Below are 17,143 nucleotides of genomic sequence, written 5' to 3' on the forward strand. Positions count from 1 at the left end.
GCTACGTTAAAGGGGAATATCGGGTTGGGAAGCCCGGAATTTAATGACGAGCAATGTCTGGTCGTCATGCATGGGCTGCCCACGGCTAAACTCCTCTAAGTCAGTTAGGATACTCTCCTTAATAACGGCCGCATCCATGTAATAGGTGCGCTCTAGCATCTGCTGCAGGCGGTCTTCGCCGTACTCCTCACCAGCGGCGTTGCGGGCTTCCACAATGCCATCGGTGTAAATGACCATCACATCACCCGGGTTGTAATCATAAAACTGGTTCTTGATGTGCTTTTCATAAGAGTCGTTGCGGATGATGCCCAAGCCTAGGCCAGCCGTGTGGAAGTATGATACCTCCTCCTTAATGGAGTGGTAATACAGCGTGTGGCAATGGCCAGCTCGTGCGAATACAAACCCGCCATGCTCATAATCAATGATATAGAGCGACGCCGTTATGAAGGCAGACCGCTCTAAGCAGCGAGCCAGAGCGCTGTTGGCCTGCGCCATAAACTTGCTGGGCACCGGAAATTTCTCTCGTTCGTTGCGGGCCAGTGGGTTTTCCTGCATCAGGGCGTGGAAGATTCCCTTCATCTGGGCTACGTGGAAGGCCGCAGTAATACCCTTGCCCGATACGTCGCCGATAAGCACGGCCAGGCGCCGGCCGGGCAAATGCAGGAAGTCATAGAAGTCGCCACCTACCTCTTTGGCCGCCTGGGCATGGGAGCTGATTTCAAACCAGTTATCAATGGGCAGGTCCTTCGGAATCAGGCTGTCCTGCACCGAGGAGGCAATTTTTAGCTCCTCCTGCACCAGCTGGTTCTGAATGGAGGCCTGCATCAGCTGCAGGTTTTCGATGCTTAGTACCGTCTGACTCGTGAAGGTCTGCAGAATGCTCAGGTTTTCGCGGTCGAAGCCCTGGCGCTGCTCTTTTAGCATGTAGAGGGCTCCGTACTGACGCTTGCTGGAGCGCAGGGGCATCACAATCATGGACCCATACGACAACTCCAAACTCCGGAAGCCGGCGCTGTTCTGCAAGTCATTGTTGAGGTACTCTATGTGGCCTAGGTTATACTCCGTGAGCAACCGCTGAATGGCCGCGGCCTGATCGGGGCTAATGTGGTAGTGCTGTCCGGTGTAGTCAATACCCTCGGTGCTTTCTACCTCCAGCCAAGCTGCATCCGCCTCTACCGTCTGAATGGCCGAATCGAAAAGCATGCGGTACACCTCCTCGGGCGTTTGACTTTTCTGGATGAGCTGGGTCAGGCGCTGCAGACTCAGGATTTCTTCGCGCTTCTGCTCAAATACGCCGGCTGTGGGCAAGTTAAAGAACGTTACCATCAGCCCCATAAAGGCGTAAAACGCCGCGAAGAACGCGTTCAGCACCAAAAAGGCGTGCTGCGGAGCCGGTGCTACCAGCAGGGGGTCATATTGAGTTTGTAAGAAGTAAGCGGCGAAGACGCCCATTGCTACAATAATGCCCGCCTGCAGCAATACAGCCTGAATTTTCTGACGCCGGTTAAGATAGGCCACCCATTTTTGATGGCTGCTGATGTACACGCCCAGCACCGCTAGGCCACCCAACAGGGCTGTCGTCAGGCTATAGGGCAATGACCGGGGTACCAGGCTCAGAAGCAGCGTGATGCCTAATAGCAACTCAAACCACTCCCAAATGCGGCGTAACCGGGCTGAGGAGCGGAAAAGGACCAAGGAGCGCCAGCTGTAGTTGGTGCGAGCCAGGAAGAGGATGAACAGGCCTACATTCACGGTGTAAAGCACCGTAAACAGCATGGGGCTAGTGCTGGGCACCTGGGTTTTCAACAGCCGCTCAATTAGGTGCAGCAGCACGCAAATGGTGGCCAGCAGACCAGGGCCGAAAACCAAGCTGCGGAGCAGGCCTACGAAATCAAGCCCACGCAAACGGTCGGGACGAGCACGCTCCTGCAGAAATACGGCAGCAGCGAATATAGCCTGCACTCCCAGCAACAGCCAGCTTGGTGGGGTACCAACTCCGGGCGCCAGCGTGGGGCGGGCGTAGAGAAGCGTACACACCAGAAGCCCCACCCAACTGAGTAAGGCAAATGGCTGCATAAAGGAAGATAACTTCCGGGAGAGAGACATGAATCGGGGTTGAGTACAGAGGCCTAGAGACCGGCAAGCGGGCTAAAAGGACAGCCAAGATACAGGGCTGGAAGCTAACTCTTGTTGTGTTCTAACGAAATTAGGTATTGGGCAGGGGGTAAGCCGCTGGCAATGCGGCCTCAATAAAAATAAATTTGCCGATGACCCAAGAAGGCCATCGGCAAACTCTGTGAGCCTTAAGCTCAACCATAATTACCGGCTGCTATAGTTGGGAGCCTCGCGGGTGATCTGCACGTCGTGGGGGTGCGACTCGCGCAGGCCGGCGCCCGTGATGCGTACAAAGCGAGCAGTTTGCAGCGCCTCAATGGTGGCAGCTCCGCAGTAGCCCATGCCGGCGCGTAGGCCACCCGAGAGTTGGTAGAGTACTTCCGAGGCTAATCCCTTGTATGGCACGCGGCCTACAATGCCCTCAGGCACCAGCTTTTTCACGTCATCCTCAGCATCCTGGAAATACCGGTCCTTGGAGCCTTCTTCCATGGCTTCAACCGAGCCCATACCACGGTAGCTCTTGTACTTGCGGCCTTCAAAGAGCGTCACCTCGCCGGGGGCCTCTTCGGTACCAGCCAGCAAAGAACCAATCATGATGGTGCCGGCGCCGGCGGCCAGAGCCTTCACCACGTCGCCGGAGTATTTAATGCCACCATCAGCAATGAGCGGTACGCCGGTGCCTTCTAGGCCACGGGCAGCTTCTAGCACGGCCGAAAGCTGGGGAACGCCAATGCCGGCAATAATGCGGGTAGTGCAGATGGAGCCGGGGCCCACACCCACTTTCACGGCGTCGGCACCAGCATCGGCCAGGGCGCGGGCACCTTCGGCAGTAGCCACATTACCGGCAATTACCTCCAGCTTCGGGAAACGCTCTTTGATATTGCGCACGGCGTCGAGTACGCCTTTGCTGTGGCCGTGAGCAGTATCTACGCTTACTACGTCTACGCCAGCTTCCACCAGCGCGGCAATGCGGTCCATCAAGTCGGCGGTTACGCCCACGGCGGCTCCCACGCGCAGACGCCCGAACTCGTCTTTGCAGGCGTTGGGCGTGCGGCGGCGCTTCCGAATGTCCTTATACGTAATGAGGCCCACGAGACGACCTTCGGTATCTACTACGGGCAGCTTCTCTACTTTCGACTCCTGCAGAATGTCTTCGGCTAGGTTTTGGTCGGTGCCGGCGTCAGCGGTTACCAGGTTCTCGCTGGTCATCACCTCCGATACCGAGCGGGTCATGTCTTTCTCGAAACGTAAGTCACGGTTAGTTAGAATGCCTTTGAGGCGGCGCTGGTCATCCACAATCGGAATACCCCCGATGTTGTTGTTGCGCATCAGCTTCTTGGCATCAGCCAGAGTAGCAGTTTCTTCCAGCGTGAAGGGGTCCAGGATCATGCCGCTCTCTGAGCGCTTCACCCGGCGCACAAGCTCGGCCTGGGCCTTAATGCTCATGTTCTTATGAATCATGCCAATGCCACCTTCCTGGGCCATAGCAATAGCCATTTCGGCCTCGGTCACGGTGTCCATGGCCGCGGAAACGAAGGGAAGCTTAAGCCGGATGTTGCGGGTGAGCTGGGAGCTGGGGTCGGCGTCGCGGGGCAGTACTTCCGAATAACCGGGCAGTAGCAGGACGTCGTCGTAGGTAAGCGCCTCGAAGGCAATTTTGGCAGCGTGGTCGGCCATGGCAACAAGTAGGTTAGGTTCCGCTTATTGCCGGGTAAATTTACGGCGAATAATTGGGTTTCCGGTGTTCGGCTTCTCGATTTCCAAATTGTGCTTATGTTAAATCTTGCCTAAACAGCCGTGAGCGTACATTTTTCACTTGCAGCCAAGGACAGAAAAAGCCCCAGTGAAAATCACCGGGGCTTTCTGCTGAGGGGAGTTAGTAGGGAGAGCGGAACGTGCGTTTAGCGGCACTGGCCTAGCCAAGATGGGCTAAGCCGGCGTATGCACAAATATGAAGTGGCTAGATGAGCAGAGCATGAGTTCTGCATGGCAGGGAGAGTAATGGTGGAGGGCTCGCGCAAATGGCTGCTAACGCCCGGGCTTAGCTAGGCCACGCAAAACCCTGCGCTGTTCTCAGCAGTTATACTTCCCAGCCTCCCAACTCTTGGAGAGGCGCTTTCTCATTATTTCCCCTCGAATCTTCATGGCAACCCCTAAAACCTGGTTTATCACCGGCGTCAGCACCGGTTTCGGCAAAGAGCTAGCCGAATATTGCCTTCAGAACGGCGACAAAGTAGCCGCTACCTTCCGCAAGCAAGAGCAGGCCGATGAGTTTACGCAAAAAGCCGGCGAAAACGGCCGGGGCTTTGTGTGCGATGTTGTGCAGGAGCAGCAAGTAAAGCAAGCAGTGGAAGGTGCCATTCAGCACTTCGGACAGCTCGATGTCATCGTAAACAATGCGGGCTACGGCTCCCTGGGCAGCATTGAGGAAATTGATGATGCTGAGGTGCAGCGCCAATTCGATGTGAACGTGTTTGGGCCGCTGCGCGTGTTGCGGGCCGTGCTGCCCCACCTGCGCGAGCGGAGAAGTGGCCACGTGCTCAACATCACCAGCATCGGGGGCCTGAAAACCTTCCCTGGTGTGGGCGTGTACAATGCCAGTAAATTTGCCCTGGAAGCCATTGGGGAGAGCCTGGCCCAGCAAGTAGCCCCGCTCGGCATCAAGGTTACCAACATTGAGCCCAGCGGCTTCCGCACTGAGTGGGCCGGCAGCTCGGCTACCTACGCCGATACCAATATTGAAGACTACCGCTCCACGGTGGGTGAAAACCTGAAGGGCATTCAGGGCTATAGCGGCAAGCAGCCCGGCGACCCACAGCGTGCCGCCAAAATCATGTTCGACGTGGTGCGCCAGGAGAATCCGCCGCTGCACCTACCCCTCGGCAAAGCTGCCGTGAAAGGTGCCCGCGAAAAATTCACTGGCCTAGTGAAAGAGCTGGAAGCAGTAGCCGACCTTGGCGACTCCGCCGACTTCCCGGCTGGCGAATAAGTAAAGCTTGTTTCAATAAAAAGCCCCGCAGTGCACAACTGCGGGGCTTTTGCTGTATGGCAAGAGAAACAGACCAATTAGAATTTAGCGCCGATGCCCAGCTGAAACTCCCTGATACGGTACTCAGCATCATAGGTGTACGGACCATTCACATTGCCTTCAAAATGTGAAGCTCCCGGGATGAGCACATTGTAGGGAGTATCAGAAACGGTGGCCGAGAGCAAGAGCCGGTCGTTAGTGAAATACAAGCCCGGCTGAATGAAGGTGTAGCTGTAACCGTCTTTGCTGAGGTTCACCATTTGTCCTACCGATACGCCAGGCATCAGGTGGCCCGTAGCCCCAATGTTGAACTGGTAGTGAATACCCCAGTCGGCGCGGGCACGGGTCAGCAAGCGGCTGATGTGCTGTTGTTCGTAGGAGGTAATCATGCTGTTGACTACGGTTTGGGTATAGCCAGTTTTGTAGTTCAGATGCTGCATATCGAGCCCTACCGTGCCCGAAAGCACCACATGCTCCGACAACGGTTTGAAGGCCTTGACCTGCATAAAGCCCGAGAAGGTGTTCCGAATAGTTACGCGGCGGTCGGCTTCCGAAAAGATAGGTGTGGCCGACTGGGGCCGGTAGGTGCCGCCGTAAGACATTGCGCGAAAGTCGCTGATTTTTGGGCCCGCCTCAAAATAGAACCGCCACTTGGTGGGCGTATACTGAGCAATACTTTCATGACTTAAGAAGCTGCCGGCCAAGGTCAACAAAAGGGCGGGAACGTAGGATTTGAGCATATATGGGAAGGTAGAAAAGAGGTAAGGCGTAGGTGAGAGAGTCCGCTAAACCCAAGGATTATGCCGAAATATTGACGCCAGCTAATATTTAATAAAACAGGGTTGGTGGGGCCTGGTAAAAGTTAAGTGTGGCCTAGAGCCCATTCTGCTTTTTGGTGCCCCGAATGGCTTGCGCCTCTAGCGGATTTTCGGGCCAGTAATGCTTGGGGTAGCGGCCGCGCAGCTCCTTACGCACCTCAAAGTAGCTGCTAGTCCAGAAGCTGCGTAGGTCACGCGTGACCTGTGCCGAGCGGTAGCCGGGCGAGAGCAGGTGTAGCGTGAGGGGCACGCGCCCGCCGCCCACCGTGGGCGTATCCAGCAGGCCAAACACTTCCTGCAACCGCACGGCCAGCACTGGGGCTGCTGGCTCGGAGTAGTCTAGCCGGATGTTGGAGCCGGTGGGTACTTCTAGGTGAGACGGAGCCAACCGATCAAGCTCTTGGCGCTGCGCCCAACCTCCAGGCAGGCGGTTAAGGAGGGCTTCGCCTAAGTCAACTCGGCTCAGCTCGGTCAGCGACTTTACGTTGGTGAGGTAGGGACTTAGCCAGTCTTCCAACTCATCCAGCAATTGCTCATCCGATACACTAGGCCAGTTCTCGGGGAACAGGTGGTGAAGAAATGCTAGTCGTTCCCGCGTCTGGGTGGCGGCTTCACTCCAGGGCAGACGGTTAATACTTGCGGCCTTTAGAGCACCTAGTAAGGCGGTTGTAATGGCCTCGGGGCTGGGGTTGGGTAAGTTGGCTTCTGATAACACTAGGGCACCCAAGCGGCGCAGGCGGCGCGCCAGAACGCGGCCAGTGGCATCGTCCCAGCGGACTTCCTCCAGCGTTTCAATCTGTTCCGTGAAGTGTTCTTCCAGCTCCGCCTTGCTCAGCGGAGCCGCTAGGCCAGCCCGTGGCTGGGCGGCGGTGCCATCTAGTGCCGCCACGGCAAAGAAGACATCCTGGGAGCTAAAGAACTCGGCGGGCAGCGTGGCGCGCTGGCCCGTGACCAGGCGCACGCGCTCCGGGGTTTCGCGTTGGCCTAGGCGGTCGGGGTAGGCCAGAGCAGCTAGCAGGCCGGCTACATCAGGTTCTATTTCTCCTTTTACTCCGGCACGGTTGCGCAGCACGGCCGCCGCTTCGCGCACCCGGCGCACCGCCCCAGCATCGGGGTGCAGGCCGGGTAGCGGGGCCCGTCCCGTGGCCAAAGCTTCCAGGCGCAGTCGCAGATCCGGCGGCCCAAAAGAACCATCGGCGGGGCGCAGAATGTCGCGTTCGGTGAGCAAGGCGGCCAGGGCGCAGGCGGTAGCACCATGCCCAATTTCCTTGCCGCGCACCACTAGGTGGGCTAGGCGGGGCGCTAGGCCTAGGCCAGCCAACAGGCGCCCATGGGCGGTGGGCAGACCATCGGGCGTGAGAGCCTGAAGGCGCACCAGCAACTCGCGGGCCTGAGCTAAAGCCGGGGCGGGCGGCGCATCGAGCCAGCGCAGGGCCGAGGCGTCGCGGGCACCCCAAAGGGCCAGCTCCAGAGCCAGGACGCTGAGGTCAGCGGTAAGGATTTCCGGGGCGAGATGGTGTGGGAGCTGTTCGTAGTCGTGGGCGGTCCAGAGGCGGTAGCAGGTGCCGGGCCCGAGGCGGCCGGCGCGGCCCCGGCGCTGGTCGGCGGCGGCTTGGCTCACGGGCTCGGTGCCCAAGGTGGTGAGGCCAGTGCGCGGCTCGAAGCGCGGCACGCGGGCATACCCGCCATCCACCACTATCGTGACGCCCTCAATGGTTAAACTGGTTTCGGCGATGCTGGTGGCCAGCACAATTTTGCGGCGGCCGCGCGGCGCCGGGCGGAGGGCAGCATCTTGCTGCTCAGCGGGCAACTCTCCGTGCAGAGTGTGCACGTCAATGGTGTCGGGCAGGGAGGCGAGCTTGTCGGCCACGCGGCGCTGGTCGGCTAGGCCAGGTAAGAATACCAGCACGTCGCCGGTGGGGTGCTCCGCCAAAGCTTCCCGAATAATGACCGGTGTGAGGTCTTGCAGCTTCTCGTGCGGCCGGCGGCTAGCGGAAGCGGCCCGTGCGGGGCTCAGGTAGTGCGTTTCTACCGGGAACATGCGGCCCAGGCTGCGTACTACCGGCGCGCCCAGCCAAGCCCCCAGCCGGTCGGCATCCAGCGTGGCCGACATTACCAGCACCCGCAGATCAGGGCGCAGCACGCTTTGGGCATCCAGCGCCAGCGCTAGGCCTAGGTCGGCCTGTAGGCTGCGCTCGTGAAATTCGTCAAACAGCACCGCCGCCACTCCTTCCAGGGCGGGGTCGTCCTGGAGTTGACGGGTTAGGATTACCTCCGTGACAACCTCAATGCGCGTTTGGGCCGATACTTTGCTTTCCAGGCGCATACGGTACCCGACGGTTTGCCCCACGGGCTCGCCCAAGAGTTGGGCCATGCGCGTGGCCGCCGCCCGCGCCGCCAGCCGCCGTGGCTCCAGTACAATGATGCGGCCCCCTTCCCGCCAAGCAGCTTCCAGCAGAGCCAATGGCACCACCGTGGTTTTTCCGGCACCCGGCGGGGCTTGCAGCACGGCTACATTGTGCGTTTCCAGTGTCTGGAGCAGTTCGGGTAGCGCGTCATTTATGGGTAGATCGGGGAGGAGCATGGGAGTCGTTCAGGCAGAGGGAGCCCGCAGAGGGCGCGGGGTTTTCGCGGAAGGCGCTGAGCTGTTCTGGTTGAAAACCGACTGGCCTAGTACACCGCCACCGACGGGTCGACGCGGGTGCTCCAGGCGTGAATGCCGCCGCGCAGGTTCAGCAGATTGGTCATTTCGTGGCGGTGCTGCAGGTAGGCCAGGGCCTGCATAGAGCGCACTCCGTGGTGGCAAATGAGCACCGTAGGCCTATCGGGGTCAATTTCTTCTACCCGGCTGGCCAGCTCACCCAACGGAATAAGGTAGCTGCCCTCGATGCGGCAGTATTCGTACTCTTCGGGCTGGCGCACGTCGATGAGCTGGAGGTCGTCGCCGCGCTGCAGGCGGGCGTGCAGGTCTTCGGGGGTGAGTTCAGGGAGCATAAGCGGCAAGGCCAGAGAGGAAGAAAAAGCAGAAGCAGCCGCAAAATTAACCGGTGGCGGCTTAGCTTTGGTCTTTGCCGCCGCCCAGGCTAGGGAGGAGTGGCCTAGCTTGACCTTAACCGGACGTTTCATTTTGTCGCAGTCGTTGTACGAACTCTGGACCGCCGCCGCGGGCAACACGCCCCTGGAGTGGGTGGCCGTGCTTACCGGTTTTGCCTGCGTGTGGCTGGCGGCCCGCGAGTCGCTCTGGAATTTTCCCGTGGCTATCTTCAGCTGCGCGCTTTACATCGTTATCTACAACGGCGCCAAACTCTACTCCGACCGTAACCTGCAGGTGCTGTTTATTCTGCTGAGCGTGTACGGTTGGTACGAGTGGCTCTACGGCGGCCGCAGCAACACCGAGCTGCACGTTACGCGCACCTCCCGGTTGGAGTGGATTCTCTGCGGACTATTTGTGCCGTTCTTTACGGTAGGCTTCGGTACCTACCTCACGCGCTACACCGATGCGGTAGTGCTACCCGCCAACGGCTCGGCCGCGGCGGTTCAGCTGGCTCATTTTATGCCCTATATCGACAGCTTTACCACGGCCGGCAGTTTGGTGGCGCAGTTTCTGATGATGCGCAAGCGGCTTGAAAACTGGTGGCTCTGGATATTGGTCGATATCATTTATGTGCCCGTGCTCTGGTACAAGCAGCTATTCCCCACCTCAGGCCTGTACGCGCTGTATTTGGGGCTGGCTGTGTACGGCTTTTGGGAGTGGCGCCGGGCGCTGCGCAAGGCTGAATCTACTTCTCTCATATCAGCCTAATGCTTCGAATTTCCCTAACTGGGCCCGAATCGACGGGCAAGACCACGCTGAGCCAGCAATTAGCCGAGCACTACCACACGGCCTGGGCTCCCGAATATGCCCGCCAGTACTTAGAAGAGCGTGGCCCCGAGTACACGCTGGCCGACCTGGAAGACATAGCCCGCGGGCAGTTGCGGGCCGAGGAAGATGCCGTGGCGCGGGCCCAGCAGCTGGGCCGGCAGGTGGTGTTTCTGGATACCGATTTACTGGTAATTAAAATTTGGTCGGAGCATGCGTTTGGGCACTGCCCCGAGTGGATCTTGCGCCACATTGCCCAGCATCACTACAGCCTGGTGCTGCTGCTGAACGTAGATTTACCCTGGGAGCCCGACCCACTGCGGGAGCACCCCAACCACCGACAGTATTTTTACGACCTCTACCAACGTGAATTGCGCAGTCAGGTAGCGAACTTTGCTGAAATAAGTGGTACCCCGGCCCAGCGCCTAGAGCAGGCCTGCTTTCACGTTAATGAGCTGTTGCAGGCGGCCGAATCTTCCCGCCCTGCTTCCTCGTAAGGTCGCTGACCGCCACTTACATTCGAAATGACCTATTTCCTCGAGAACGAACAATGTCGCGTGGGCATCAACTCCCACGGAGCCGAGCTTAGCAGCTTTATCCGCAAGGACCTGGACGAGCTGGAGTACATCTGGGCGGCCGACCCCGCTGTGTGGGCGCGCCATGCGCCGGTGCTGTTCCCCATTGTGGGCCGCCTCCCGCACGACGAGTTCCAATACCAGGGCCAAACCTACGCGCTAGGCCAGCACGGCTTCGCCCGCGACCGGGAGTTTCAGGTGCTAGACCACTCCGGTACTGCCGTGGCCTTTGAGCTGCGCGCCGATGAAGAAAGCCGTCGCAAGTACCCTTTCGACTTTGTGCTGCGCGTGAGCTACCGCTTGGCCGGCACCATGCTCACTATAGGCTGGGAGGTTGAAAACCCCGGCACCGGCGAGCTGTTGTTCAGTATTGGCGCGCACCCGGCGTTCCGCTGCCCTCTGGTGGAAGGCGAAACTTTCGAAGACTACAAGTTTGTTTTCGACCAGCCGGTAACGGCCGAGCGGCACTTGCTGGAAGGTGGCCTACTAAATGGCAACACTGCTCCGCTGCTGAACAACCAAGAAACATTGCCCCTGAGCTACTCGCTCTTTGCCGATGATGCGCTGGTACTAAAGCATTTCGATTTTACCCACGTAACCTTGCGCAGCCGCCGCTCCGGCCACGGGGTGCGCGTGCGCTTCGATGGCTTTCCGTTTCTAGGCCTCTGGACCAAAGGTGCAAACGCGCCGTTTGTATGCATTGAGCCATGGCAAGGCATTGCCAGCTCTACTACCGATTCGGGGGAGCTAGCCGATAAAGAAGGAATTCTGACGCTAAGCCCCCATCAACAATTCTCCACTTCCTACAGCATTACTGTTGAGTAACCTTTTGGCCTGAATGTCAAACCAAGTACAAATTCGCCCCATTACGGCCGCCGAGACCTACCCGCTTCGCCACCAAGTGCTCTGGCCCCAAGAGTCGCCAGACTACGTTAAGCTGAACTACGACGACCAAGGCCACCACTTTGGCGCCTTCTATAACAACCAGCTGGTTTCCGTTATCTCCTTGTTCATTGATGGCAACGTGGCCCGCTTCCGCAAGTTTGCCACCCGCCCCGACTGCCAAGGCCAGGGCATTGGCTCGCGGCTGCTGCGCCACGTGCTGGAATACGCCCGTGACAAAGGTGCCCAGCGCATATGGTGCGATGCCCGCGCCGTGAATGAAGCCTTCTACCGCGCCTTTGGCCTGGAGCCCGAGGGTAACCGCTTTTACCGCGGCACCATTCCCTACATGCGCATGGCCCGCGACCTGAAAGAGCCCGTGCTCTAGGCCAGTCAAGAACTAAGCTTCATTAACCGAAGCAGGATTACACTGAAACGTCATGCTGAGCTTGCCGAAGCATCTCTACCGCTTTGCTAACATCTGATTAGCTCTGGTAGAGATGCTTCGACTGCGCTCAGCATGACGTTCTGTTTTTACTTGATGTGCTTCTTAGCTACACTGGCCTAGAGCAGCATGGGCTCAGTGGGGCGCACGGGCGTACGAGTGGGCCGGCCGTAGTCGGGTTCCCAATCGTTGATGGGGCGGGTAATGCCGGGCGGCAGGTCAAGGTCAGGCAAGCCATCATCAAGAGGCTCGCCGCCCTCATCGTCGTTGTCGGGTGCGGGGGGCTGCCGAAACCGCCGGCGCGGGGAGAGGAGGAAGTAGACCAGAATGGCCAAAACCACGAGCATGTAGACGATGATGTTCATGGTGAAAAAGAGTTTAAAGGTCGGACGGGATGGGACGCAGCGAGCTATAGCAAATAACGGAGGCCGCGCGGGAGTTGTTTTGTTTCGCCGGATTTTCTGAAGGCCCGGATGCTGCCTAAGTTACATGATTATCAGGCGAAAGTAAAGTAACCCGGGGCGGACTGCTGGAAGTGGCCTCCGCTTGCCTACCTTTGCTGCCAGAAGTTTTAGGGGTGCCTCTAGGCCAGTGTGGCCGTAGCGGCTGAGATCATACCCATTGAACCTGCCCGGGTAATGCCGGCGAAGGGAACAAACGATCCGCGAGCGAAACACCGAAGGTGCCGACCCCTGGCGCCAGGTCCGTTCCACCTTTCCAGTTTCATTGTTGAAAAAGGTACTAACTACCGGAGCAGCCCTGTTGGCGCTTTCGGGCTCGGCATGGGCGCAAGGCCCCGTGTCCGGCACCATTCGTGATGCCCGCACGGGCACCGCCCTGCCCGGCGCTACCATTTTGCTAGATGGCGCGGCCGTGGCCGCTGCCCCCGACGGCTCTTTCACGCTGCCCGCCGTGGCAGCTGGGGCGCACGAGCTGCGCATTACGTTTATAGGTTATGACCCCCTGGTAAGCCGGGTGCTGGGCCAGGAGGCTCCCCAGCAGCTGCAGCTTACGCTACAGCCCGGCGGCGTACTTACCGGCGATGCCCTCGTGACGGCATCGCGCGCCAACGACCGTACGGCTACGGCCTACACCAACGTGAGCAAGCAGGATCTGGCCAAGCGCAACTTCGGCCAAGACCTGCCTTACCTGCTCGACCAAACGCCCTCGGTGGTGGTAACCTCCGATGCTGGCGCCGGCGTGGGCTATACTGATATCCGCATTCGGGGCACCAGCAACACGGGCATCAATATGACCATTAACGGCGTGCCCTTGAACGACCCGGAGTCGCGCGGCTCCTTTCTGGTGAACCTGCCCGATTTGGCTTCCTCCGTCAGCAACCTGCAGGTACAGCGGGGCGTGGGCACCAGCCAAAACGGCGGCGCGGCTTTCGGGGCCAGCATCAACATCTCCACCCTGGACAACCGCCAGGAAGCCTACGCCGAAAGCCAGAACACCTACGGCTCCTTCAACACCTGGAAGAACAACGTCTCCTTCGGGACGGGCCTGCTGGGCAAGCACTTCACCGTAGATGGACGCCTATCGAGGATTGCCACCGACGGGTACATGAACCGCGCCTTCTCGGACCTCAAGTCGTACTACCTTTCGGCGGGCTACCAAGCCAACAATACGCTGCTGAAGTTTATCACCTTCTCAGGCCGCGAGAAAACCTACCAGGCTTGGAACGGTGTGCCCGAGCCCGCTATTACCGGCAACCAGACCCTCCTGCAGCAATACATTGATAACGGCGAGCTAAGCGAGGCTGATGCCGAGCGCGTCCGCCGCGAAGGCCGCCGCTACAGCTACTATACCTACGACAACCAGACCGACAACTACCAGCAAAACCATTACCAGCTTCACCTCTCCCAAGGGCTAGGCCAGGACTGGAATATAGGGGCGGCCCTGCACCTCACGCGTGGCTTTGGCTACTACGAGAGCTACCGCGCGCGGCGCAAATTCACAGACTACGGCCTGCAAAACGTAATTATCGGCGGCGACACTATTACCCGCACTAATCTGGTAGACCAGAAGTGGCTGGACAACTATTTCTACGGCGGCACCTTTGCGCTCAACTACCAGCCCAAGCAGAACGACAAGCTGCAGGCCACCCTGGGCGGCGCCTGGAACCGCTTCACCAATGACCATTACGGCGAAGTGATTTGGGCGCAGTACGCCTCCAACAGCAACATTAGGCAGCGCTACTACTTCAACGACGCTACCAAAACCGACTACAACGCGTACGCCCGCGCTACTTGGCAAGTGCTGCCCCGCCTGGGCGTATACGGCGACCTGCAGGTGCGCCGCATTGACTACAGCATCAACGGCGTGGAAGACGACCAGAACGACGTAACCACTCGCGCCCGCTATACCTTCTTCAATCCCAAGGCCGGGGCTACGTTCTCCTTGGGCGAAGGCCAGCAGCTCTACGCCAGCTACGCCGTAGGCCAGCGTGAGCCCGTGCGCTCCGACTTCACCGACCGCCCCGCCGGCGACCAAACGGCAAAACCTGAGCGCTTGGAAGACTACGAGGGCGGCTACCGGCTGTCGTTGCCGAATACCAACTGGTTGGGTACCAACACGGCAGTGCGTTTCGAGGCCAACTACTTCTACATGCACTACCGCAACCAGCTGGTGGCTACCGGGCAGCTGAACGATGTAGGCACGGCCCTGCGCACCAACGTGGCGCGCAGCTACCGCACTGGCCTAGAGCTAACGGGCTTTGCCTCGGCCAATGATAAGCTCAGTCTCAGCAGCACCCTCACCCTGAGCCGGAACAAGATTCTGGGCTACCGCGACGTGACCTATGATGCCGACTACAACCCCGTAGTAGCAGCCGAGGCGCGCACTACTACGGTATCGTACTCGCCCTCGGTAGTGTCGGCGCACACCTTGGAGGGGCAGCCGCTAAGTGGCCTACGCGTAGCCTTACTTTACAAAACCGTGAGCCGTCAGTACCTCGATAACTCCACCAGCGAAGACCGCCGCATCAAGCCCTACCAAGTGCTGGATTTCCGGGTGCGCTACGCCATTCATCCGGCGTTCGTGAAAGAAATTGAGCTAGGCCTGTTGGTAAACAACGTGCTCAACCGCCGCTACGTGGCCAACGGCTACACCTACGGCTACCCCGGTGCCGACGGTCAGCAGCAAACTTTTAACTGGTATTTTCCACAAGCCACACGCAACTTCCTGGCCTCAGTAGGCGTGAAATTCTAATCTGAAGCTGAGACGAATTTTCCGGGGTGCATTGACTTATTTCTGTCTCAATTCATTAGGAAAGTGTTCCGAAGAAGGCAACAAAAAGGGCCGCTCACTGAGCGGCCCTTTTTGTTGCGCTAGGAATATCGAGGCATCTGGGTAAGCCGACAAATCGCCTTAATCCGTAATCAGATAATTAATCTGACGCCGCCCAGCTCAGAAATCTGGTAAGGAAATCGGTCGCCGGGGGAGCCGATGAACATGAAGTTCTTCGGAATCTGCCACTGCTGGGAAAGTTGGTCGATGAGCTCGGGGCCGAAGCGGCCGGGCAAGGCTACTACTTCTACCTCGATTTGCTCGTAGGCTCGGTCCAGCACCTGGATATCATTCATAAGCTCCTGCGGAAAAGTCTCGCCTTCAGAGAGCATCGTCACAATTTTCAGGCGGTTCGTAAACTCGTTTTCGACTACGTAGGCCATTACCTTGTTCAGGTTGGAGACGTTGTCGCCTTTCGTAAAGAATACAAACTCCTGCTGGTGTAATTGCTGGAGCTTACGTTTCACCAGCAGGCGACCCAAGCGGGAAAACTTAGGTGAGTGCTCGGCAAAAGAATTAACGGCGACCAGCCCCAGGTTGAGAAGTGAAATCCGGTTCAGCATTACGGATACCAGCAGCATAGCCGGCAGGAAGTACTGCAGAAAGACAATGAGGTAATCGGGGTGGAGCCGGATGTTGCCGTAAAGGGCCAGCAGAATGCTCAGCAGTGCCACCGCCACGGTCAGGATACCCGCATATACTGGCCTAGGCAAATTGGGGCGCTTGCTCTTGAGCAGAAAGTTGCCCAGCGCAAAAAAGGCCATAACCGCTAAAAAGGAAATGGTATACACTCCAGAAAGCGGCCCTAACTGGCCGTTAGTAATCAGCAGCACTGATACGCACAGCAGAAAAAAAACTATCAGAATCAGGTAGTTGCTCTGGCGCTTGTTTTCACGCAAAAAGGCTTGCGGCAGAATGCGGTCGAGGGTCATGCGCTTCATCAGGCCACTTACCCCCACAAAGGAAGTAAGCACCGCCCCACTGAGCACGGCCACGGCATCTACGGAAATAAGGGTGCCCAGCCAGGTGCCGCCAGTTTTGGTGCCCAGGTAGGAAAGTAGAGTTTCGGTGTGAGGGCCAACTTCGGACAGGGGTAGGGCAGCCACTGCCAAAAAGGCAATAACGGGGTTGAAAAAACTGACCACTACCCACATGTTGCGCAACGTTTTGCCAAATACTCCGGGTGCCTGCTCCTCCACAAAGTTGGCTGAACTCTCGAAGCCCGAAATGCCCAGCATGGCTGCACTAAACCCAAAGAATAGTGCCGTCAGGAGTTGGCCGCCCGGTACGGGCTGCGTGAAGTTGAACGACAGCGTGCTGATACCATTAGTAGCCAAAAACCAGATGGTAGCGCCCACCAGTAGCGTAAGCGACGTAAGGTGCACCAGAAAAATGCCCACAGCCACCTTCGCCGACTCTGAAATACCTAGAATAGTCAGTGCCAAGAACAGGCCTAGCAGCCCCAACGTAGCCCAGATAATGGGCAGTCCGTGCCAGAGCGTGTGCAGGTAGTGCATTGCCTCACTGGCCGAAATTACGGCCGTGGCCATGTACGACAGAATGGTAAGGCAGGCTGCCAAGGCGGCATTCCGCTTGCTGGTGGTGTTGAGCAACACATTATAGGCCCCACCATTGAGCGGCAGTGCCCCTACCACCTCGCCGTAAATCTTGCGAAACAAAAACAGAACCGCCCCCACCAACAGCAATGCTACCCAGGCATACTGGCCTGCATAGGCAATGGCCAGCGCCGACACATACAGGCAGGAAGAGGAAATGTCGTTGCCACAAATGGCAGTGGCTTCTAACTCATTTAACTTCTTTTCGTGGCTCATAAGGAGGAGGTGGAGCAGGTGGCAATACCTTCTACGGCTCCGACGGCTGTGGCGTAGTAGTGCCCTACGTGTGTAGTGGCCTAGCAAAGGCAAATACGCTCCTGCTTAGTGAGCAATAGGTTGGAAAAAATGCGTTGAGGGGAGGCTTCTTTTCAGGTACTGAATAAGCTCATCAGTAATGCTAGACAGACAGTTAGGCAGCCAGTATTTTTGAATCTCGAAAAACGGTACTTTATTTATAAAAATTAGCCCAAAGCTATTTTTTTCGGCATAACCTTTGCCAGAGGTTTAGCACGAC

Annotated in this window: 13 protein-coding genes and 1 riboswitch; of the genes, 6 read left to right on the top strand and 7 right to left on the bottom strand. The window is 58.2% G+C overall.

Annotation, left to right across the window (positions count from 1 at the left end):
- Positions 1–6: 6 nt before the first annotated feature.
- Both EU556_RS04620 and guaB read right to left on the bottom strand, forming a co-directional pair.
- Entirely contained in the window at positions 7–2,106 is a 2,100-nt protein-coding gene (locus EU556_RS04620) for a PP2C family protein-serine/threonine phosphatase (protein WP_135431480.1), read from the bottom strand.
- 213 nt (positions 2,107–2,319) lie between these two features.
- Positions 2,320–3,792: an IMP dehydrogenase gene (guaB, locus tag EU556_RS04625; RefSeq protein ID WP_135431482.1), complete on the bottom strand. Its 1,473-nt coding sequence runs from the start codon at positions 3,790–3,792 to the stop codon at positions 2,320–2,322.
- A 466-nt stretch (positions 3,793–4,258) separates the two neighbouring features.
- On the opposite strand from guaB, the gene EU556_RS04630 reads away from it, so the two are divergent.
- Positions 4,259–5,104, top strand: coding sequence for an oxidoreductase (locus tag EU556_RS04630; RefSeq protein ID WP_135431484.1), 846 nt, complete (start codon positions 4,259–4,261; stop codon positions 5,102–5,104).
- Positions 5,105–5,181: 77 nt separating this feature from the next.
- On the opposite strand, the gene EU556_RS04635 is transcribed toward EU556_RS04630, so the two are convergent.
- The 3 genes from EU556_RS04635 to EU556_RS04645 all read right to left on the bottom strand — a co-directional run bounded on the left by EU556_RS04635 (position 5,182) and on the right by EU556_RS04645 (position 9,087).
- Positions 5,182–5,883 (bottom strand): hypothetical protein, encoded by a 702-nt coding sequence (locus EU556_RS04635; protein WP_135431486.1) that lies wholly within the window; start codon positions 5,881–5,883, stop codon positions 5,182–5,184.
- A gap of 133 nt (positions 5,884–6,016) precedes the next feature.
- Entirely contained in the window at positions 6,017–8,545 is a 2,529-nt protein-coding gene (hrpB, locus tag EU556_RS04640) for an ATP-dependent helicase HrpB (RefSeq protein ID WP_135431487.1), read from the bottom strand.
- Positions 8,546–8,631: 86 nt separating this feature from the next.
- Entirely contained in the window at positions 8,632–9,087 is a 456-nt protein-coding gene (locus EU556_RS04645) for a rhodanese-like domain-containing protein (protein ID WP_245327418.1), read from the bottom strand.
- A gap of 1 nt (position 9,088) precedes the next feature.
- On the opposite strand from EU556_RS04645, the gene pnuC reads away from it, so the two are divergent.
- The 4 genes from pnuC to EU556_RS04665 are packed head-to-tail and all read left to right on the top strand — an operon-like array spanning position 9,089 to position 11,665.
- Positions 9,089–9,763 carry a nicotinamide riboside transporter PnuC gene (gene pnuC / locus EU556_RS04650; RefSeq protein WP_167855446.1) on the top strand — a complete coding sequence of 225 codons (675 nt, stop codon included), beginning with the start codon at positions 9,089–9,091 and terminating at the stop codon, positions 9,761–9,763.
- Entirely contained in the window at positions 9,763–10,317 is a 555-nt protein-coding gene (locus tag EU556_RS04655; protein WP_135431493.1) for an AAA family ATPase, read from the top strand. The genes pnuC and EU556_RS04655 overlap by 1 nt, the downstream gene beginning before the upstream one ends.
- Positions 10,318–10,344: 27 nt before the next feature.
- Entirely contained in the window at positions 10,345–11,220 is an 876-nt protein-coding gene (locus EU556_RS04660) for an aldose 1-epimerase family protein (protein ID WP_135431495.1), read from the top strand.
- Positions 11,221–11,233: 13 nt separating this feature from the next.
- Positions 11,234–11,665, top strand: coding sequence for a GNAT family N-acetyltransferase (locus EU556_RS04665; RefSeq protein WP_135431497.1), 432 nt, complete (start codon positions 11,234–11,236; stop codon positions 11,663–11,665).
- Between the two features lie 176 nt (positions 11,666–11,841).
- On the opposite strand, the gene EU556_RS04670 is transcribed toward EU556_RS04665, so the two are convergent.
- The gene (locus tag EU556_RS04670) at positions 11,842–12,087 is read right to left on the bottom strand and encodes a hypothetical protein (RefSeq protein WP_135431499.1); all 246 of its coding nucleotides are present in this window, start codon (positions 12,085–12,087) and stop codon (positions 11,842–11,844) included.
- 198 nt (positions 12,088–12,285) lie between these two features.
- Positions 12,286–12,393, top strand: a riboswitch (TPP riboswitch).
- A 58-nt stretch (positions 12,394–12,451) separates the two neighbouring features.
- Between EU556_RS04670 and EU556_RS04675 the strand changes: the two genes are divergently transcribed.
- Positions 12,452–14,935: a TonB-dependent receptor gene (locus EU556_RS04675; RefSeq protein ID WP_135431501.1), complete on the top strand. Its 2,484-nt coding sequence runs from the start codon at positions 12,452–12,454 to the stop codon at positions 14,933–14,935.
- A gap of 170 nt (positions 14,936–15,105) precedes the next feature.
- On the opposite strand, the gene EU556_RS04680 is transcribed toward EU556_RS04675, so the two are convergent.
- The gene (locus EU556_RS04680; RefSeq protein ID WP_135431503.1) at positions 15,106–16,845 is read right to left on the bottom strand and encodes an APC family permease; all 1,740 of its coding nucleotides are present in this window, start codon (positions 16,843–16,845) and stop codon (positions 15,106–15,108) included.
- Between the last annotated feature and the right edge of the window lie 298 nt (positions 16,846–17,143).

This window comes from Hymenobacter fodinae (genome assembly GCF_004745825.1).
Taxonomy (GTDB): domain Bacteria; phylum Bacteroidota; class Bacteroidia; order Cytophagales; family Hymenobacteraceae; genus Hymenobacter; species Hymenobacter fodinae.

Bases quoted from the DNA above. Each gene is read 5' to 3' on its own strand.
- EU556_RS04620 (WP_135431480.1), bottom strand. From the start codon at position 2,106: ATGTCTCTCTCCCGGAAGTTATCTTCCTTTATGCAGCCATTTGCCTTA.
- guaB (WP_135431482.1), bottom strand. From the start codon at position 3,792: ATGGCCGACCACGCTGCCAAAATTGCCTTCGAGGCGCTTACCTACGAC.
- EU556_RS04630 (WP_135431484.1), top strand. From the start codon at position 4,259: ATGGCAACCCCTAAAACCTGGTTTATCACCGGCGTCAGCACCGGTTTC.
- EU556_RS04635 (WP_135431486.1), bottom strand. From the start codon at position 5,883: ATGCTCAAATCCTACGTTCCCGCCCTTTTGTTGACCTTGGCCGGCAGC.
- hrpB (WP_135431487.1), bottom strand. From the start codon at position 8,545: ATGCTCCTCCCCGATCTACCCATAAATGACGCGCTACCCGAACTGCTC.
- EU556_RS04645 (WP_245327418.1), bottom strand. From the start codon at position 9,087: ATGAAACGTCCGGTTAAGGTCAAGCTAGGCCACTCCTCCCTAGCCTGG.
- EU556_RS04655 (WP_135431493.1), top strand. From the start codon at position 9,763: ATGCTTCGAATTTCCCTAACTGGGCCCGAATCGACGGGCAAGACCACG.
- EU556_RS04660 (WP_135431495.1), top strand. From the start codon at position 10,345: ATGACCTATTTCCTCGAGAACGAACAATGTCGCGTGGGCATCAACTCC.
- EU556_RS04665 (WP_135431497.1), top strand. From the start codon at position 11,234: ATGTCAAACCAAGTACAAATTCGCCCCATTACGGCCGCCGAGACCTAC.
- EU556_RS04670 (WP_135431499.1), bottom strand. From the start codon at position 12,087: ATGAACATCATCGTCTACATGCTCGTGGTTTTGGCCATTCTGGTCTAC.
- EU556_RS04680 (WP_135431503.1), bottom strand. From the start codon at position 16,845: ATGAGCCACGAAAAGAAGTTAAATGAGTTAGAAGCCACTGCCATTTGT.